The sequence below is a fragment of the Marinactinospora endophytica genome (genome assembly GCF_054780875.1).
In genome coordinates this window covers 652,718-671,518 of sequence record NZ_BAAGVM010000001.1, presented here as the reverse complement: position 1 = coordinate 671,518, position 18,801 = coordinate 652,718, and the positions used below count along the sequence as shown (strand labels likewise).

Below are 18,801 nucleotides of genomic sequence, written 5' to 3'. Positions count from 1 at the left end.
CTAGGAAGGTCCGCCGATGGCGTCTGTCCCGTCATCCGAGCCGGGGCGAGCGCCCGGGAGCGACCACGGCGGCGAAGCGAGCCCGCAGATCCCCCGTTGGTGGATCTACCGCGGCACCGGGCGACCCCGCGACTACCTCGACCTCGCCTCCGAACTCCCCGCCCCGCCCCCGTGGCGGCGCTTCGACGGAGGCCCCCTCCAGCCCGCCCCGCCCGACGACCACTCCGAGATCACCCGGATGCTCGGCACGGCGACCCCGCGCTCCCGACCGCCGACCCCTCACGAGACCGAGGTCATCGACGCGGTCAACACCGCGCTCCTGCTCCGCCGGCCGCTCCTGGTCACCGGCGACCCCGGGGTCGGCAAGTCCAGTCTGGCCTACCGGGTGGCCCACGAGCTCAAACTCGGCCGGGTGCTGCGCTGGCCGGTCAACAGCCGCAGCACGCTGCGCTCGGGACTGTACGAATACGACCCCATCGCCCGCATCCACGACATCTCCGCCGACACCGCGGGAGGAGGGGGCGACCAGCAGCGCGCGGCCGATCGCCCCATCGGCGACTACCTGCGCCTGGGACCGTTGGGCACGGCCCTGCTCCCCCACCGGCTGCCCCGGGTCCTGCTCATCGACGAGTTCGACAAGGGCGACATCGACCTGGCCAACGACCTGCTCGACGTCTTGGAGAGCGGGCGTTACGCCATTCCCGAACTCGCCCGCCTCCGGTCCCGCCATCCCCGGATCACCGTGCCCACCGACGACCCCGACCGCGCGTTCACCGTGCACAACGGCGAGGTCCGCTGCTGCGCCTTCCCCTTCATCATCATCACCAGCAACGGCGAACGCCCCTTCCCACCCGCCTTCCTGCGCCGCTGTCTGCCCCTCCGGCTGCGCCGCCCCAGCGAGACCGAGCTCGCCGACATCGTCATGGCCCACTTCGGAGGCCGCCTGCGCAGCGACGACCACGAGCTGATCCGCCGCTTCATCGAACGCTCGGGAGAACTCGACGGGCTCTCCGTGGACCAGCTACTGAACTCCGTCTATCTCGCCAGTTCCGCCGGGCACCCCCCTGGCGCATCCTTGGACTCCGACGCCTGGGGCCGGGTACTCAGACTGGTCTGGCAACGCCTGACGGAAGCGGGCCACGGGTGACCGAACACGAGGGTCACGACCGGTTCGACGGGACGGAGGCGGAAAGCGCGCCGCCTCCCCCTTTGTCGTACCCACAGGCTTGCCCCGCCTCCGCGCCGCAGTGGTGGGAGGTCGCCGACGCCCTGTGGCTGGCCGCGGTGCGCGACGCGGCCGATCCCGCCTCCCCGACCCGGTCGCCGGACCCCGCGCCTTCGGACGCGCCCGCCGATCCACGGCCCCCGGCGCCCCGCCCCCGGCCGCTCGGGGACGAGGGCACCACCGGCGAGGATCCCGCCTCCGCTCCCCCGGAGCGGCCGGCCCCCGAGGCCGAGGAGACACGGCCCACACGGCCGGACCCCCCTCCCCCCGTCCCGCCCGCCTCCGGCCCCGCGGGCGCCTCGCCGGCCACGCCGGTGGAGTCCGTCCTGCGGCGCCCCCAGGCCCTGGTCCGGGCGTTGCGGGCGTTTCGCCGTCTCCGTCCCGGCGGGCAGCGACTCGACGAGTCCCGCACGGCCCAGCGCTACGCCGAGCTGGCCCTGGCCGCCCCCGAGACGGCCCGAGCCGGCCGCACACCGCTGCTTCCCGTCCTCTCCCCCGACGTGTTCCTCGCCGACGAGCTGACGCTCCTCGTCGACGACAGCCTGTCGATGATGCTGCATCGACCGCTCGTCCGGGAGTTCACCGACCTGGTACGCCAGGTACGGGTGTTCGGCGAGGTCCGACTCGTACGCTTCGACTCCGACAAGACCTTCTTCGGCGAGGTTCCGCTCAAGGGCGAGGGGGCCGCCGACCCCGCTCCGACGCTGCCGGCCCACGGCCCCGGCCGGCACGTCGTCCTGGTGCTCAGCGACGCACTGGGCTTCGGCTGGCACAGCGGGGCCGTGCAGTCGTGGCTGGCCCGCTGGGGACGCGACGCCTCCGTGGGCCTGGTGCAGGTGATGGAACGCCACCAGTGGCGACGCACCACGATGAGGCTGCACCGGGTCGCGCTGCGCGCCTCCGTCCCGGCCCGGGGCGCCTCCGTGCCCAACGCGCGCTACCGTGTCGCCCACCTCTCCACGCTGCCGATCGCGCCCGCCGCGCGCTCCGACGAGGCCGAGATCCGTGGTCTGGCCGTACCGGTGCTCGCGCTCGAACCCGAGGACATCGGCCGCTGGGCGCGCTTCCTCGCCGGGCGGGGCGATCCGGACGGCTTCCGGTGCAGCGCGCTGATCGTCGAGGACGCCGTGGAGGAGACCGCCGCGTGGGACGAGGAGGACGCCTTGGCCTCCCGGGAGGTGACACTCGCCGCGCGGGCGCGCCGGCGCGCCGCCCCCTTGAACGCCGACCAGCGGATCGAACGATTCCGGGCCGCGGCCTCCCCCACCGCGTTCCAGCTCGCGGTCTACCTCGCCGCGGTCCCGCTCAACCTGCCGATCATCCGCGGGGTGCAACGGCGTTTCGCCCCCGCCTCCCGCAGCACCGACCTCGCCGAGGTCCTGTGGTCGGACCTGGTCGACCGGATCGGTGACGACGACATCTCCCGGCCCGACCGTGTCGCCCTGGACTTCCACCCCGGTGTGCGCGAACGTCTGCTGGCCCTCGGCGGCCGCCGATCCCAGATCACCGAGCTGATCGGGTCGCTCGCCGAGGAGCATCGCGACTCCGTTCCCTGGCTGAGCCGGTTGACGCCGCTGCTTCGGCAGCCCGACGCCTGGCGGCCCCCCGAGGTCGACGCCGCCACGGAGCCGTTCGCCCGGGCCGTCATCCCCGCGCTCCAGGCGCTCTCGGGGTACGTCCGCAGGGCCGCCACCGACTGGGCGGAACGGATCGGCCCCTCCTCCCCCGCCCCCGTCGAGGGGAGAGGCGAGGAGGCGGCGTCCCCCTCCGCCGACGCCCCGGAACAACCGGCGGACGACCATGCGACCGCACAACGCGGCCCGATCCCCGACCCGCCCGTGAGCGCACCCGTCGGGACACCCGAGAACGGGCTGCCACCGACCATTCCCGAAGGAGACAGCGTGACAGACGTCCTGCGCAGCCTGACCGCGCAGCGGTCCGCCGACCGGGGTGCCTCCCCCACCATCTGGGGGCAGATCCCGCCTCGCAACCGCACCTTCGTGGGGCGCGAGCTCCTTCTCGAGGAACTGCGACGGCGGTTGCGCGAGGGGACCACCGCCCTGGTCCCCCAGACCCTCCAGGGTATGGGCGGGGTGGGCAAGACCCAGTTGGCGATGGAGTACGCGCACCGCAACCGGGCCGAGTACGACCTCGTCTGGTGGATCCCCTCGGAGACCTCCGCCCAGGTGCAGCAGGCCCTCATCGACCTCGCGGTGCGTCTGGGGGTCGGCTCCTCCAACGATCCCGCGGCCGCGGTACGCGCCGCGCTCGAGGCGCTGCGGCTGGGCGCGCCGATCGACAACTGGCTGCTGATCTACGACAACGCCGGCGATCCCGAGGAGCTTCAGGGGTTCCTGCCGACCGACGGCCCCGGCCAGCTCCTCATCACCTCGCGCTCGCCGCGGTGGCGGGCCGGGGACAACAGCCTGCTCGAGGTCGACACCTTCGAACGCGCCGAGAGCAAGGAGCTGCTGCACAAGCGCGGCCCCAAGACGCTCACCGACGACGAGGCCGACCGCATCGCCGAACGGCTGGGCGACCTCCCCCTGGCCGTCGAGCAGACCGCGGTGTGGCTGCTGGAGACCCTGATGCCGGCGACGGAGTGGTTGGAGGTCTTCGACGAGAAGGCCGACGAGCTGCTCGCCAACCTGGGCCCCAGCCCCGACTACCCGCGGTCGGTGGCGGCGACGATGAACATGACCCTGGACCGGCTCAGCGAGACCAACCCCGGAGCGCTGCAACTGCTGCGGGTGTGCGCGTTCCTCGCGCCGCAGCCCATCCCGCGCAAACTGTTCAACGGCGCCCGCAACGTCGACGCGCCGCCGGAACTGACCGAGATCCTCGCCGATCCCGCGATCAAGCTGAGCAGGGCGCTGCGCGCGATCGACCGTTACGCGCTGGTCAAGATGGACCACCGCAACGAGACCTTCCAGCTGCACCGGCTGGTGCAGGAGGCGCTGCGGATCCCGTTGAGCCCGCGCGAGCGCGAGGAGGTGCTGCACTGCGCGCACATGCTGCTGGCCAACCTCGACCCCGGAGACCCCTTCGCCATCCGCGAGTGGGGCCGCTACGTCGAACTGCTGCCGCACGTCCAGGCGACCCGGCAGTGGCGGTGCGACAGCGACTGGGCGCGCCAGCTCGTCCTGGGCGAGCTGCACTTCCTGTCCCTGTGGGGCGGCTACCAGGAGGGGCACGACCTCGGCTTGGAGGTGCTGGAGGAGTGGCGCCGGCGCCTGGGCGAGGATCACGTGCAGACGCTGCGTGCCGCCATGCGCTACGCCGAGATCCTGCGTGAGCTCGGCCGCTTCGAGGAGTCCTACGAGCTGTGCACGCGCACCGTCGAGACGCTGACCCGCACCAGCGGTCCCGACGACGAGGAGACTCTCGACGCCCACGCCATCCTGTCGTGGGACCTGCGTAATATCGGCGAGTTCCAGCGCGCGGTCGAGGTGAGCACCGACTCCCTGGAGCGGCACGAGCGGATCTTCGGCCGCGACGACCCCCTGACCCTGCGCGCGGCCCACCTGCACGCGGTCGGCCTGCGGCTGAACGGCCGTTTCGACGAGGCGATGCGGATCGACCGGTACAACTACGAGATCCGCGTCGAGATCCTGGGCCCCGAACACGCCCTGACCAACGGCAGCCGTTACGGCTACGGGATGAACCTCATGGAGTCCGGCCGCTACCGCGAGGCGGCGGTCGAACTGGAGGCCATCCACACGCTGAACAACCGGATCCGCGAACGGCAGAGCCCGTCGCGGCTGGTGACCATGCAGGCGGTGGGCACCGTCAAGCGACGGCTGGGGCTGCTGGAAGAGGCCCTGGAGCTGACGGAGGAGGCCTGGCAGCTCTCCCACCAGCGGCTGGGTCCCGCCTCCCCGGGAACGATGCGCGCGGCGGCCAACCACTCGGTGTCGTTGCGGGCGGCCGGCGCGCACGACGCCGCGCTGCGGCTATCGGAGGACTCCCTGAATCGCTTCCGCGACCTCTACGGCGAGCACCACCCGTTGTACGCGGACGTGGCGCTCAACCACGCGGTCGTGTTGCGGCTCCTCGGCCGGGCCGCCGAGGCGCGGCGGCTGGACGAGGAGGCGCTGGCCGTTCACGTCGACCGGCTCGGTGAGGACCACCCCAGCACGATCGCCAACGCGATCAACCTGGCCAGCGACCTGTTCGCGACGGGACAGGTCGCCGCGGCCCTGGAGATGGACACCACCACCCTCGACCGATGCCGGCGGGCGTTCCCCGAGAACCATCCGCTCACCCTCGCGGCTCTACGCAACCTGGTGCTGGACCGCCAGGCGATCGAGGGTTCCACGCTGTCCGAGGAGACCGATGATGTGATCCGGCGCTACGCGACGGTGTTCGGTCCCGACCACCCCAGCACGCTCTCGGCCGCCGAGAACGTGCGGGCCAACTGCGATCTGCACATCAACGACCTGTGAGCCGCGCCGCGGGGCGAGGGCGCCGTCCCCCGTCCCGCGGGGTCACCCGAGCCCTTTCCGCACTCCGGCGAGGAAAGCGCACCATTCCATGCACTGGAAGCCCAGGACGGCTTTCTCCGGGTTACGGGAATCGCGGAGCGCGACGCTGCCGTCCTGGTGACGAGCGGTTTCAACACAGCCGTTCGCATTGTTGCTGTGGCTCGACTTCCACCAGTGCAGGTCTGCCATCTCCCTGGTCAGGGAACCGCCGGCACGTGGCACCGTTCCGTCCTCGCCTCCACCAGGTCCCTCGCTGCGTGTTGGGTCAGGACTCATCCGATTCTCTCGAACTAAGCGCGACGGCGAGCCGCCGGGGGGTACGGAAACGGCACACGGAACTTCCCATGACGAATATGCTGACATACGGCCAGTGAGGTGGATATCCCCGGTCTCTACAAATCCATGTAGACCGATCCCGGACATTTTGCTTACGTCCTCCCGTTCCGGAGGACAGGATCGACGGACATCACCACGTCACGCCGGTGAAAGGCGGGAAGAATTGCCGGAGATCATTCGATTCGACAGTGCCCATGGCGGGTCGGTCCTCATCGAGACCGCTGGAGGACCCGCCAAGGTCCGCGATGTCAGCTCGCGGACCGCCTTCCGCACGGCCGAGGAGAAATTCGAGACGGTGCTGGGCAAAGTCCGCGCACTGTCCGACCTGGTCGCTCATGAATTGGGGGAACTGGCCTCCTCCCCCGACGAGGTATCGGTCGAATTGGGGGTCAACGTCACCGCCGGCGCCGACATCATGCTCGTCAAAGCCAATGCCGAAAGCACCATGAAGATCACGCTGACCTGGAGAAAAGGCGAAAAGGGCGCGGCCGGTCCACCCGAGGTCCCCGGCACGCCATGACGGCTCACCTCACCCCCGAAGGTCGCCGCGCGGCCCAGGTGCTGTGGGATTTCCACACCGCGCCGGACCGTGCCGGCGACGCCTCCGGCGCCGACATCCTCCTCGCCCTGGGCAGCCACGACCTGCGGGTGGCCGGGTACGCCGCCCGCGCCTGGGAGCGTGGGGTCGCCCCGCTCGTCGTCTTCTCGGGCGACCGGGGCCGTCACACATCCGGACAGACCGGTCCGGCCCGTTGGGAGCGGCCCGAGGCCGAGGAGTTCGCCGCGGTGGCCCGTCGTGAGACGGCGATCCCGGATTCGGCGATGCTGCTGGAGCGGCGGGCGACCAACACCGCCGAGAACTTCGCCTTCTCCCGGCTCCTGGTCGACGGGCACGGGATCGCGGTGCGCCGCGCCGTGGTCACCGCCAAGCCCTATATGGGGCAGCGGGCGCTGGCCACCGCGGCGGTGCACTGGCCGGGCGTGCACTGGTCCTTCCGCTGTTTCCCCGGCGGTCTCGCCGGCTACCACGACGACGACCGTTACCCCGAGGCCGAGGTGCTGCACTTCCTGGTCGGGGACCTCCAGCGCCTGGTGCTCTACGCCGAGCGGGGCTGGAGTGCCCCGGTGCCCGTTCCCGACCGGGTGCGCGAAGCCCACGACCTGCTTGTCCGGCTCGGTTTCACCCGGCACGCCGTCGTGGCCGGGCCCCTCCGGGGCTGAGGTTTCCCGCCCGGAGGGGCTGACGGTCAGCGCACACGTGGAACGTCGGTCTCGATGGTCCGGCGGTACAGGGGGTGGGCGCTGCGCGCGGTGCCGCCGGGGAAGTCGGTCTCCAGCTCGGCCAGTGTCGCGGCTCGCGCGGTGAGGGGGGAGGCCATGACGATCCAGCTCACCCCTTCGCTGTAGGGGGCGGTGGTGAGGGAGCCCCGGTAGCGGTAGGAGGCACGTTCGGTCGGGACGAGCCGGGTCAGGTCGACCGAGTCGACGGTGATGATCTCGGCGTTGTCCCGGCAGCGGGGGAACTCCCGGACCAGCCGCTGAAGGTCGGGGTGGTCCTCCCCTGCCTCCCAGAAGACCGCGACCACCAGGGCGTCGCCGGGGTCGTCGACGCGGTGGTGCTTGAGGTGGTGCTCGGCCCAGAACGTCCTTCCGTCGATCAGGTGCTCGGAGGGGGTGTGCCAGTGCACCTCGGAGAGAACGTAGTCGGCGTCACCGACGCGAAGGTGGTGGTCGTGGGAGCGGATGTGTCCGGCGACGTTCTCTTCGGGGCGGTGCACGCCCAGGCCCGGCGGCTCGTCGGCCGGATGGCGGACGTACTCCAGCTCGATCTTGGCCGAGTTCCCGTAGGCGAACTCCAGCCGGGGCAGGCGCCTGTGTGTCAGCAGATCGGTGCGGATGTTGACCGGGCTCTGTTCAAAGCCCCACCTGCGGGGCCGTCCGGCCTCGATCGAGCCGTCCTGCTCCGACACCGTTTCCTGGGACATGACAGTTCCTCCTCGCGGGATGGGATGTGGTCTCACGGGCCGGGATCCGCGCGGCAGCGCGGTGGGGCGCCGACCCGGTCCGTGCTGAGGAGATGCTGGCAGATCCGCCTCCCGTCGGGGTCGAAACGACGGAAAAGGCGGCTCCACCGGCCCCGTCCGCCTCTTCGGCGGGACGGCGGACGGGAGGGCCCTCACCTCTTGGCGTACATCCGCTCGACCTCACCGGCGTAGCGTTCCAGGATGGCCGAACGGCGCAGCTTGAGGGTCGGGGTCAGCGTCGCGTCCTCCTCGGAGAAGGCACCGGGCAGGATGGTGAAGCGGCGAATCGACTCGGCCTTGGAGACCTGCCGGTTGGCGGCGTCGATCGCCTCCTGAACTTCGGCGCGCACCTCCTCGGAGTCCGGTCCCCCCTCCCTGCGGGCCAGGGCCTCGCCGTCCAGGGTGATGAGCGCGGTCACGAAGGGGCGGCCATCGCCCAGCACCATGCACTGGTTGACCAGCGGGTGCTCACGCACCCGGTCCTCCATGGGGCCGGGGACGACGTTCTTCCCGCCCGCGGTCACCAGGATCTCCTTCTTGCGGCCGATGATGCGCAGGTTGCCCTCGGCGTCGAACTCGCCGAGGTCGCCGGTGGCGAACCAGCCGTCGGTGAAGGCGCCGCGGGTCTCGGCCTCGTTGTTCCAGTAGCGGGTGAAGGTCTGCTCCCCCTTGACCAGGATCTCCCCGTCCTGCGCGATGCGGATCGACGCTCCGGGCAGGGGAATGCCGACCGTTCCGGGGCGGACCCGGCCGGGCCGGGTGGCCGCGACGGCCGCGGTGGTCTCGGTGAGCCCGTAGCCCTCGATGACCTCCAGCCCCATCCCCCGGTAGAAGTGCAGCAGCCGTGGCTCCAGTGTCCCGCCGCCGGAGATCACGCGGGTGGCCTCCCCGCCGAGCGCCCCGAGGACCCTCTGGTACACCAGCCGGTCGAACACCGCGCGGCGCAGGCGCAGCAGGGGTCCGGGGCCGCCCTCGTCGAGGGAGCGGCTGTAGGCGACGGCGGTGGCGCGCGCCGCCGCGAAGATCCGGCCCTTGAGTCCCGTGCCCGCCTGGGTCTGGGCCGTGGCGTGGATCTTCTCCAGGACGTAGGGCACGGCCAGCAGGAAGGTGGGTCGGAAGGTGGTCAGGTCGTCCAGGAGCGAACGCACGCTGGGAGTGTGGGCGAGCCGGACCCCGGCGTGGATCGCGCAGATCTCCACCATGCGGCCGAACACGTGGGCCAGGGGCAGGAAGAGCAGTGTCCTGGGGCGCCGGCCGGCCGCGTCGGGGCGGAAGAGTTCGGGGAGCGCGGCGATGATGTTGTCCACCTCGGCGAAGAAGTTCGCGTGGGTGAGGACGCATCCCTTGGGCGATCCGGTGGTGCCCGAGGTGTAGACGATGGTCGCCGGATCCCGGGGGGAGACGGCCGCCCTGCGGCGGCTCACCTCCTCTTCGGGGATGTCCGCGCCCGCGGCGCGCAGGGTGTCGACCGCCCCCTCCTCGACCGTCCAGACGTGGCGTAGTCCGGTCAGGTCGGTTCGCAGCCCTTCGATGACCGCGGCGCGTTCGGCGGTGTCGGTGAGGCAGGCGCGGGCACCGGAGTCACCGAGGATCCAGCGGATCTGCCCTTCCGAGGAGGAGGGGTAGATCGGTACCGGGACGGCGCCGGCGGCCCACAGGGCGTAGTCGAACAGCGTCCATTCGAACGCGTTGTCGGCCAGCAGGCCGACGCGGTCCCCGACCTCGATCCCCGCGGCGATCAGGCCGCGGGCGACGGCGGTCACCTGGGTGGCGAAGTCACCCGCGGTGACACCGGTCCAGCGGCCCTCCTGTTTGCGGTCGAGCATGACCTCTTCGGGGGCCTCGGCCGCGCGGGCGTACAGGGGCTCGGCCAGTCCCCCCTCGGTGGGAGGGGTGGCCATAGCGGGGGCGGAACGTTCCTTCATGGTCTCCTTGCCTACACCCACGCCCGCGGTGGCGGACACGCGCCCCTATCCGGGCAGCGCGATCTGCACCATGATCGCGGTGCCTTCGGCGGTGATCTCACCGTTGTGGCGGATCTCGGCCGACACGAACACCTTGCGGCGCTCGGTTCCGGTCACCCGAGAGGTCACCGTCAACGGCGCGTTGAGGGGCGTGGGCTTACGGTAGTCGACGGTGAGGTTGGCGGTGAGCCCGGGCATGCCGGCCACGCCGGCGGCGGCGCCCAGCGCCTGGTCGAGCATGGCGGCGATCCAACCGCCGTGGACGAGGCCGGGCGGCCCCTGGTAGGTGCCGTTGAGAGTGACCTCGCCGCGCAGTCCACCGTCGGCCTCGGTGAGCTCCAGGGGCGGCGCCGTGGGGTTGACCGGTCCGGACACGAGGTTGGTGAGGGTGTTGTACTCGATCCGCCCGTCGGGGTGGCGCTGGCGCAGCATCGCGCCGGTCATGCGGCGCGTGGCGCCGAGCCGTTCGGTGAGCGCGGCCACGGCGGCGCCGGCCTCGGCGAGTTCGGCGGGGTCCGCCTCGGTGTGGGCGACCGCGTCGGCGAGCGCGCGCACCTGGTCGACCAGGGCGATCAGCTCAGCAGGCAGCGCCTCCGCCTCGACCACGGTGAGGCCGTAGTCGGCGGGATCGGGGAGTTCGGCGACCGGCTCTGCGTGGACCGTCATGGGTGTTCGTCAGCTTTCTCGTCCGCGTCGTGGTGGGGGTGCCCATCACTGAACCGAATCCTACTGGCCGGTAACCACAGAGGTCGGGGCCCGACCTGTGGGATCGGTGACATCGGGCCGTTCGCCCGGCCCGCCCAGAGGTGGGGGCGGTGGTCAGGTCAGCGCCTTGCGCATGCCCAGGTGCGGGATCCCCGCGTCGAGGAACTCCTCACCGAAGGCGGTGTAGCCGAGCCGCTCGTAGAATCCCCGTGCGTGCGTCTGGGCGTGCAGCTCGATCGAGGAGAGGCGGCGTTGACGCGCCCGTTCCTCCACCGCGCGGACCAGCGCCGCACCCAGCCCGGTGCCACGCGCGCGCTTGAGGACGGCGAGCCGGCCCAGCAGCGCGGTCTCCCCCTCCACGACGAGGCGGCAGGTGCCCGACGCCACGCCGTCCACCTTGGCGAGGAAGTGCTCGGCGTCACGATCGCGGGCGTCTCGCTCCTCCTCGATGGGAACGTCCTGTTCCGCGACGAAGACGGCGCCGCGGATCACGAAGACCTGGTCACGGTCCTCACACCGATCGACGATGACGATTTCAACCACGAAGAGACAGCTTATGCCCTTTCGACGGTTTCTCTCGTGTCGAGCGACCGGACGGCGCTGTCAGACCTCCGCCGGGATCGCCGCGAGCAGCGCGGCACGCTCGGGCGTGCTCTCCAGGCCGATCCACTCATGAAGCGCCTGAGTCCCCACCCTGGCCGGCCCGGCCCCGTCGAGGGCGGGTGGTCCGAGCACGCCGATCCTGATGGTGTCGGCGGGCGTCCCGCGGCAACGCCCCACCGCGCGGGCCGCCGTGGCGAGGACGTCATGGGCCTCGGCCGCCCGGCGGCTGGACAACTCCCGCGCACCGTGGTCGCAGGGGACGGGGCCGCAGGCACGGCACCGGCGCGACCGGCGCCTTCGCCCGCCGCCACTCCCTGCGCTGCGGGCTGCCCGCCTGGGCGATGGACGGGCGCGGCCGGCCTGCCGGCATGGCTCACCGGTCCATGGCCGGGGAACGGGGCGCGCGGACGACGTCCCGGTTCCGGGCGGTCCGGCCCGGTGACGCGCGCGGCCGCCGCAGCGTAGCCGTCCGGTGGGACGGCGCCCGGTCAGGAGGCCGCGGGCGACGCGGCGGTGATCTGCCAGACGTGCCCGTCGGGGTCGGCGAGGGTCACCGCGTATCCCCACGGTCGGTGCCCGGGTTCGCTGATCACCTCGCCGCCGGCCCGGCCGGCCCGGACGGCCAGGTCGGTGACGTCACGTTCAGTGACGACCGTCGTGTTCAGAAGGCACTCGCTGGTTCCCGACGGCGCGATCCCCCGGTCACCGAGGGCCCAGCCGAACCCGCCCGTGGGAACGAACATCAGGCGTGTCTGTTCGCCGATCGGGTACTGCAACGGCTCGGGTACGCCGTCCTCGGCCGGCGCGCCGATCGGCTCGAAACCGAAGGCGTCACGGTAGAAGGCCATCGTGCGTCGTCGATCGGCGATGGGCAGTCCGATGACGAAAACGCCTGTGGGCGAGGACATGGGAGACTCCGCTCGTGGTCGTCCACTGTGAGGAACCACCGTAGGGTCCGCTAGTGACCTTCGGCGGGGGAGCGCGGCCGGCCGGTCCCGTGGCGAGGCGGCGGGCCTCCCCCACGGCCACCGGTCCGGCGCCGCGCGTCGGTCGTGGCACGCCCGGCCGGGCGTTCGCCCCGCCCGCAGGGCTCTTCTGCGGAGCCGGGTAGGGGCGGATCCACGTGCCGCCCCCGCGCGGCAAAGGAGTCCCGTGAGTCCGTGGACCGCCATGCTCGGCGCGGCCGGGGTGCTGCCCGCTGAAGCCCGCCGGTCGTGCCGCCTGCTCCGGCACCCCTGGCAGGCGGCTTCGCCCTGACGTTGCCGGTGGCGTTGGCGGGCGCGCTCATCGTGGTCGACGCTGCCCGGCCGGCCGGTCGTGAGCGCGGCGGCTGTGGCGCCGGCCCTGCGCGTCCCGTCCCCGTCGGTGCTCCCGGAGGCCGCCGTGGCGGCCGCGGGGCGCGCGCCGGGCCGGTGACCGATGTCCGGCCCGTAGCGGCGCCGGACCTGCTGTGGCCGCGTGTGCGCCTTCACCCGTGGCCCCGGACGTGACAGCGTGGAGCCGACGACGCCCGTGTTCCTTGCGATGACGGAAGGCTCCCGCTGTGTCCCACACCCCTCTGCCCCCTCCCGAGGCCGTCCCCGCCACCACCGCAGCCGAGCAGACGGTGGAGGTCCTGGCCGCGGCCGGCGTCCGGCGCTGTTACACGGTTCCCGGCGAAAGCTTCCTGGAGCTGACCGACGCGCTGGAGCGGCATCCGGACATGACCTTGGTGTCGACCCGGCACGAGAACGGCGCCGGCTTCATGGCCGGTGCCGAGGCCAGGCTGACGGGCCGGCCCGCGGTGGCGGCGGCGACGCGCGGCCCCGGTGCGGCGAACCTCGCGGTGGGGGTGCACGCCGCGGCGCAGGACTCCCTGCCGATGGTCGTGTTCCTCGGCCAGGTCGAAACCGCCCACCTGGGCCGTGAGGCGTTCCAGGAGGTCGATCTCACCGCGTTCTACTCCCCCATCACGAAGTGGGCGACGACGGTGACCCGCGCCGACCGGCTGGCCGAGGTGACGGCCCAGGCCGTCCGGGTGGCGACCACGGGGCGCCCGGGCCCGGTGGCGATCGCCGTTCCCGGCGACCTGTTCGGGCAGCGGGTGACGCCCTTGATGGTGCCGCCACCGCCCCCGGCGGCGCCGCTCCCGTCGATCGACGCGCGCGAACGCGACCGGATCGCCTCCTGGCTGGCCTCGGCGCGGCGGCCGGTGATCATCGCCGGGGGTGGGGCCCGTGACGCGCGCGATGCGCTGGTGAGGACCGCCGAACGGTTCGGGGCCGGTGTCTACACGTCCTGGCGGCGCCAGGACGTGTTCCCCAACGATCACCCGCTGTACCTGGGCCACCTGGGCCTGGGCTGTCCTGCGGCGACCCTTCGGGCGCTCGAGGAGGCCGACGCGGTCCTCGTCGCCGGTTCGCGGCTGGGGGATGTCACCACCCAGGGCTACCGGCTGCCCGCCATCGGAGCGGACGGGACGTCTCGCGTCGCCCAGATCGACATCGACCCCGCCCAGGTCGGCTCGTCGATGCCGGTGCGCTTCGGGGTCGTCGCCGACGTCGCACGGGCCTTGGCCGCGCTCGCCGACGTCGAGGTCGAGGTCACCGAACGCGCCTGGTCGGAGCGTCACCACGACTGGGAGCGGTCCACCCTCCCCTCCCCGGTCCCCGACAGCGGCGCGCCGGGACTGCTGCACCCCTGGCAGGTCGTGGCGGCGATGCGCCGGGTCCTCCCCGATGACGCCCTCGTCACCAACGACGCCGGCAACTTCGCCGCCTTCCTCCACCGCGGCTGGATCTACCGCCACCCCCGCACCCAGCTCGCCTCGACCAGCGGGGCGATGGGCTATGCCGTGCCGGCCGCGGTCGCCGCGAAACTGGTGGAGCCGCGACGCCACGTCGTCGCGGTGGCCGGCGACGGCGGTGTGCTGATGACCGGCCAGGAGCTGGAGACGGCCGCGCGGCTGGGATTGGCGTTGACGGTCGTGGTGTTCCAGAACGGGTTGTACGGGACCATCGCCATGCATCAGGCCCGGGACCTGGGCCGGATGGCCGCGGTGGACATCAGCGGTCCCCTGGACCTGGCCTCCTACGCGCGCGGCCTCGGCGCCCGCGGCGTGACGGCGACCACCGTGGCCGAACTGGAGAAGGCGCTCGTCTCGGCGGCGGAGGCCGAAGGGCCGACGCTGGTCGACGTGCGCACCGACCCCGACGCGATCAGCCCTTCGGCGACGTTGACCGGGCTGCTGGCACGGCACCGGGGGTGAGCCCGAGCGGCCGGCCGGGTCACTCCTCCGCGGCGCCGACCGCCTCGCGCAGCGCCCGCACCGTCGCCCTGATCGCCGGGCGGCGCCCCGCGTCGGCCCTCCAGAAGACGTAGACCTGACGGACGAGCGCCGGCTGGACCGGGACCAGGCGCACCCCCTCGGGGACCGGTCCCCGGCCCAGCCGCGGCATGACGGCCGCCCCCAGTCCCGCGGCGATCATGGCGAGCTTGGTCTGGTGCTCCTCGACGCTGTGGGCGATGTCGGGTTCGACCCCGCGGGCGCGCAGCATTCCGTGCAGCCAGTCGTCGCAGATCGAGCCGCGGGTCCAGCTGATCCAGCGTTCGCCGGCGACCTCGTCGAAGTCGACGAGGTCCCGGTGGGCGAGGGAGTGTCCCGCGGGTAACGCGATGTCGGCGACGTCCTCCATCAGCGGCGCCTTGGCCATTGCGCCGGGAAGGGGGATGGGAGCGCCGGTCCAGTCCACGACGATCGCCATGTCGGACTCGCCACGCGCCACGGCGGGCACGCTCTCGTCGGGCTCCTGCTCGCGTAGCTCTACTCGCAGCCCCGGGTGGAGTTCGCGCAGGAGGACCAGGGCGGTGGGGGCCAGTCCGCGCGCGGCCGTGGCGATCGCCGACAGCACGAGGTGGCCGCCCACCTCGTCGCGGTGCGCCTCCAGGTCGGCCTCGGCGCGCCGGACCAGGGAGAGGATCTGTGAGGCGTGTTCGACGAGGATTTCGGCGGCCTCCGTGAGACGGATGCCCCGGCCGTTGCGCTCCACCAGGGGCTGGCCGACCTCACGCTCCAATTTGGCCAGCTGCTGGGAGACGGCCGAGCTGGTGACGTGCAACTCCTCGGCGGCCCGGTTGAGCGAACCGTTCACCGCGATCGCGTGGAGGACACGCATCCGCTCCACGTTCAGCATGTAAGGAATGCTAACCCACCGCTTAAGAACATTGAAGTAGTCCTAAGACCCGTCAGAACGCTACAAACAAGACATGAACCTCACGGCCCCGTCGCCTCGTCCCTTCGGCCGCCTCCGCCACGACTGGCGTCCCCGCTTCCTGCTCCTCGTCCTCATCTGGGGCCTGAGCTTCATGTTCATCAAGATCGGCGCCACGGAGCTGGGACCGGTGCAGATCGCCTTGGCCCGCGTCGTCACCGGAGCGCTGGCACTGGTCCCCGTCCTGTGGCTGCTCGGAGGCCGCCTGCCGCGTGGCCTCCGGGTGTGGGCGCACCTGAGTGTCGCGGCGTTCTTCCTCAACACGCTGCCCTTCACGCTGTTCGGCTACGCCGGCGGGCAGATCCCCTCGTCCGTGGCGGGCGTCGCCAACTCCGCGACGCCCCTGTTCACCCTGCTGGTGTCCCTGCTCGTCTTGCCGCAGGAACGGCCGACACGCCGCCGTCTGGCCGGGCTGGCCACCGGTTTCGCGGGGGTGATCGTGGTGTCGGGGGTGTGGCAGGGCGATACCGGGCCGGCTCCCGCGGGCCTGGCCGCGGCGTTCGCGGCGGCGCTGTGCTACGGCATCGGACTGCCCTACATGCGGCGCTTCCTCACCGGCGGCGAGTACGGCCCACTGGAGTTGTCGGCCGCTCAGCTTCTGGCCGGCAGCGCGCAGCTCCTCCTCATCGTCCCCTTCGCCGGGGGCCTGCCCGGGGCGGTCTCCCCGCGCGTCGTCTTGGCCATGCTCGCCCTGGGCGCGCTCGGCACCGGCCTGGCCTACGTGCTGCAGTACGGGGTGGTGAGCGCGGCGGGGGCGACGGTCGCCTCGACCGTGACCTACCTGCTCCCGGTCGTGGCGATGGCCGCCGGTGTGCTGCTGCTCGGCGAGTCGCCGTCGTGGAACCAGGTGGTGGGGGCCGTGGTCATCATCGCCGGAGCGCTGCTGTGCCAGGCCCCGTCACGGCCGTCCCCGGCATCGCCGGGCCCCTCCTCGGCGCAGACCGACGCGCCGCCGCTTCAGTCCTCCCGGAGCTGATCGACGGCCTTGCGCAGATCCTCGGGATAGGGGCTCTCGAACTCCACCGGGCGTCCCTCGGTGGGGTGCTCGAAACCGAGCCGGACGGCGTGCAGCCACTGGCGGTGGACCCCCAGCCGGTCGGCCAGCGTGGGGTCGGCACCGTAGAGGTGGTCACCGACGCAGGGATGGCGCAGGGCCGCCATGTGGACGCGGATCTGGTGGGTGCGGCCGGTCTCGAGCTTGATCTCCAGCAGGCTGGCGGCGCGGAACGCCTCCAGCGTGTCGTAGTGGGTGATCGAGGGACGGCCCCCGGCGACGACGGCGAACCTGCCGTCTCCGGAGGGGTGCCGGTCGATGGGGGCGTCGACCGTGCCGCGCAGCGGGTCGGGGTGGCCCTGGACCAGGGTGTGGTAGCGCTTGTCGACCGTGCGCTCCTTGAAGGCCCGCTTGAGGACGCTGTAGGCGACCTCGCTCTTGGCGACCACCATCAGGCCGGTCGTGTTGGCGTCCAGGCGGTGCACGATCCCCTGCCGCTCGGCCGCCCCGCTGGTGGCGAGCTGCACGCCGGAGGCGAGCAGTCCCTCCAGTACCGAGGGGCCGGTCCAGCCGACGGTCGGGTGGGCGACCACACCGACCGGCTTGTCGACGACGACGATGTCGGCGTCCTCGTAGACGATGGTCATCCCGGGCACCGGGTCGGGGCGCGGAACGGGGGCGCTGGGCGGCGGCGGCAGTGTCACATCGAGCCAGGAACCCGCCTGGACCCGGTCGGATTTGGCCCCCGCGGCGCCGTCCACCAGGACGTCGCCGGCGGCGACGAGTTCGGCGGCCCTGGTACGGGACAGCCCGAACATGCGCGCGATGGCGGCGTCGAGCCGGTCGCCTTCCAGACCGTCCGGCACGGGCATGCTGCGCCGATCACTCACGGCCGTCCTCCTTCCGCACGGATGTGCTCCCCTCGGCGGTGTCCTCCGCCCCTCGCCCTCCGGCCTCCCCCTGCGCCGGCGGTCGCGTCGCCTCCGCCTGGTCCTCCTCGCCGTCGGATTCGCGGGTGCCGTCGAGGTTGATCCCCCGGAACGCCAGCAGCACGGCCAGGATGCCGCCGACGACGATGCAGGAGTCGGCGATGTTGAAAACCGGCCAGTTGGGAACCTGGATCCAGTCGACGACGTGGCCGTGGAGCGGGGAGGGCGGCCGGAACAGGCGGTCGACCAGGTTGCCCGATGCCCCACCGAGGATCAGTCCGAGCGACATCCCCCAACCGACGCTGCGCAGCTTGCGGGCGGTGCTCAGGATGTAGACGATCACCCCGATCATCACCAGGCTGAAGAACCAGGTGTAGCCGGTGCCGATGGAGAACGCGGCGCCGGGGTTGAAGATGAGGGTGAGTTTGAGCAGCCCCCCGAGCAGCACCACGGGGTCCTGCGGCGAGAAGCGGGCCAGCGCGATCTCCTTGGTCAGGAAATCCGCGGCCAGCGCGGCCAGCGCCACGAGCAGTAGGAGGAGGACTCGCCGCGGTCGGGCCGGGGCGGATCCGTGCACGGTCTTGTCTTCGCCCCGATCGGGGTTCACGTCACTCAGCGACGCTCCTCGCGCTGTTCGCGCGCCACGACTCACGTGGCGCTGGGACCGACGCCTGTGATGCCGCCGGTCGGACCGGGCGGCACACGGGCGACCTGGGCCCCGCGTCCATCCGTTTCGTCGGCCGCCCACTGGGACGGGCGGTCCGCCTGCCATTGTAGGCCAGCGCCACACGACGTCGGCGCCGGTGACCGCCCCGTGCGCCGGCCGGCGGGGTCACTCCGCGGCGGTGAAGCCGTCGTAGTCCTCGGCGAGGGCGGCGAGATGGGGTTCGTCGAGTGTCGCCGGCCCTCCGTGCGGTCCGGTCCGGACCTCGATGACCCAGTCGACGTCCTCGGCGTCGTCCTCGCCGGCGAGCATGTCGCGGTGGACCAGGCATGGCTCGTACCCCTGCGCGAGGAGCTGTTCGGCCAGTTCCTCGGCGTCGTCCCGGTCCGGCAGCGTCACCAGGACCGTCCCGGCCCGCACCGGTTCCCCCGTCATCGGCCCTCCTGATCGTGGTCGTGTCGGACGCCAAGTATGCCCCCGCCCCATCGGGCCGGGAAACCGGTCCGGCACCGTCGTGGTTGCGTTATCCTCGGTGCCAGCGAGGCGTGGATGGGGACGAGTAGCGCCGGAGACGGCCCACAGCGACCCGGGGATGGTGGAAGCCCGGGGGGTGACGACCGTCG

General features: G+C 72.3%; 17 protein-coding genes. 6 read left to right on the top strand and 11 right to left on the bottom strand.

What is annotated here, in order from left to right:
* Nucleotides 1–16: 16 nt before the first annotated feature.
* Both ACYVHU_RS02990 and fxsT read left to right on the top strand, forming a co-directional pair.
* Nucleotides 17–1,147: an AAA family ATPase gene (locus tag ACYVHU_RS02990; protein ID WP_078759920.1), complete on the top strand. Its 1,131-nt coding sequence runs from the start codon at nucleotides 17–19 to the stop codon at nucleotides 1,145–1,147.
* A 62-nt stretch (nucleotides 1,148–1,209) separates the two neighbouring features.
* Nucleotides 1,210–5,670: an FxSxx-COOH system tetratricopeptide repeat protein gene (gene fxsT, locus ACYVHU_RS02985; RefSeq protein WP_235000656.1), complete on the top strand. Its 4,461-nt coding sequence runs from the start codon at nucleotides 1,210–1,212 to the stop codon at nucleotides 5,668–5,670.
* A 42-nt stretch (nucleotides 5,671–5,712) separates the two neighbouring features.
* Here fxsT and ACYVHU_RS02980 read toward each other — a convergent pair whose 3' ends face one another.
* Nucleotides 5,713–5,898 carry a DUF397 domain-containing protein gene (locus ACYVHU_RS02980; protein ID WP_078760044.1) on the bottom strand — a complete coding sequence of 62 codons (186 nt, stop codon included), beginning with the start codon at nucleotides 5,896–5,898 and terminating at the stop codon, nucleotides 5,713–5,715.
* 310 nt (nucleotides 5,899–6,208) lie between these two features.
* On the opposite strand from ACYVHU_RS02980, the gene ACYVHU_RS02975 reads away from it, so the two are divergent.
* Complete coding sequence (locus tag ACYVHU_RS02975; protein WP_200813484.1) at nucleotides 6,209–6,565, top strand: CU044_2847 family protein; 357 nt, start codon at nucleotides 6,209–6,211, stop codon at nucleotides 6,563–6,565.
* Entirely contained in the window at nucleotides 6,562–7,266 is a 705-nt protein-coding gene (locus tag ACYVHU_RS02970; RefSeq protein WP_078759923.1) for a YdcF family protein, read from the top strand. The genes ACYVHU_RS02975 and ACYVHU_RS02970 overlap by 4 nt, the downstream gene beginning before the upstream one ends.
* A 26-nt stretch (nucleotides 7,267–7,292) precedes the next feature.
* On the opposite strand, the gene ACYVHU_RS02965 is transcribed toward ACYVHU_RS02970, so the two are convergent.
* The 6 genes from ACYVHU_RS02965 to ACYVHU_RS02940 form a co-directional block, all read right to left on the bottom strand.
* Complete coding sequence (locus ACYVHU_RS02965; RefSeq protein ID WP_078759924.1) at nucleotides 7,293–8,030, bottom strand: carbonic anhydrase family protein; 738 nt, start codon at nucleotides 8,028–8,030, stop codon at nucleotides 7,293–7,295.
* A 191-nt stretch (nucleotides 8,031–8,221) separates the two neighbouring features.
* Entirely contained in the window at nucleotides 8,222–9,994 is a 1,773-nt protein-coding gene (locus tag ACYVHU_RS02960; protein WP_432935862.1) for an AMP-dependent synthetase/ligase, read from the bottom strand.
* A gap of 45 nt (nucleotides 9,995–10,039) precedes the next feature.
* Nucleotides 10,040–10,699 carry a PaaI family thioesterase gene (locus ACYVHU_RS02955; RefSeq protein ID WP_078759926.1) on the bottom strand — a complete coding sequence of 220 codons (660 nt, stop codon included), beginning with the start codon at nucleotides 10,697–10,699 and terminating at the stop codon, nucleotides 10,040–10,042.
* Between the two features lie 153 nt (nucleotides 10,700–10,852).
* Nucleotides 10,853–11,281, bottom strand: a complete 429-nt coding sequence (locus tag ACYVHU_RS02950; RefSeq protein WP_078759927.1) for a GNAT family N-acetyltransferase — start codon at nucleotides 11,279–11,281, stop codon at nucleotides 10,853–10,855.
* A 60-nt stretch (nucleotides 11,282–11,341) separates the two neighbouring features.
* Nucleotides 11,342–11,575 (bottom strand): hypothetical protein, encoded by a 234-nt coding sequence (locus ACYVHU_RS02945; protein WP_078759928.1) that lies wholly within the window; start codon nucleotides 11,573–11,575, stop codon nucleotides 11,342–11,344.
* 254 nt (nucleotides 11,576–11,829) lie between these two features.
* Nucleotides 11,830–12,249: a VOC family protein gene (locus ACYVHU_RS02940; RefSeq protein WP_498947427.1), complete on the bottom strand. Its 420-nt coding sequence runs from the start codon at nucleotides 12,247–12,249 to the stop codon at nucleotides 11,830–11,832.
* Nucleotides 12,250–12,899: 650 nt separating this feature from the next.
* On the opposite strand from ACYVHU_RS02940, the gene ACYVHU_RS02935 reads away from it, so the two are divergent.
* Entirely contained in the window at nucleotides 12,900–14,588 is a 1,689-nt protein-coding gene (locus ACYVHU_RS02935; protein ID WP_498947516.1) for an acetolactate synthase large subunit family protein, read from the top strand.
* Between the two features lie 19 nt (nucleotides 14,589–14,607).
* Here ACYVHU_RS02935 and ACYVHU_RS02930 read toward each other — a convergent pair whose 3' ends face one another.
* Complete coding sequence (locus ACYVHU_RS02930; RefSeq protein ID WP_498947426.1) at nucleotides 14,608–15,513, bottom strand: LysR family transcriptional regulator; 906 nt, start codon at nucleotides 15,511–15,513, stop codon at nucleotides 14,608–14,610.
* Between the two features lie 73 nt (nucleotides 15,514–15,586).
* On the opposite strand from ACYVHU_RS02930, the gene ACYVHU_RS02925 reads away from it, so the two are divergent.
* Complete coding sequence (locus ACYVHU_RS02925; protein ID WP_498947425.1) at nucleotides 15,587–16,567, top strand: DMT family transporter; 981 nt, start codon at nucleotides 15,587–15,589, stop codon at nucleotides 16,565–16,567.
* On the opposite strand, the gene ACYVHU_RS02920 is transcribed toward ACYVHU_RS02925, so the two are convergent.
* The 3 genes from ACYVHU_RS02920 to ACYVHU_RS02910 form a co-directional block, all read right to left on the bottom strand.
* Entirely contained in the window at nucleotides 16,549–17,475 is a 927-nt protein-coding gene (locus ACYVHU_RS02920; RefSeq protein WP_078759931.1) for an RluA family pseudouridine synthase, read from the bottom strand. The two genes, ACYVHU_RS02925 and ACYVHU_RS02920, sit on opposite strands and share 19 nt — an antisense overlap.
* Nucleotides 17,468–18,121, bottom strand: a complete 654-nt coding sequence (lspA, locus tag ACYVHU_RS02915) for a signal peptidase II (protein WP_235000658.1) — start codon at nucleotides 18,119–18,121, stop codon at nucleotides 17,468–17,470. Before lspA ends, ACYVHU_RS02920 begins: the two co-directional genes overlap by 8 nt.
* 225 nt (nucleotides 18,122–18,346) lie before the next feature.
* Nucleotides 18,347–18,613 (bottom strand): toll/interleukin-1 receptor domain-containing protein, encoded by a 267-nt coding sequence (locus ACYVHU_RS02910; RefSeq protein WP_078759933.1) that lies wholly within the window; start codon nucleotides 18,611–18,613, stop codon nucleotides 18,347–18,349.
* Nucleotides 18,614–18,801: the final 188 nt, after the last annotated feature.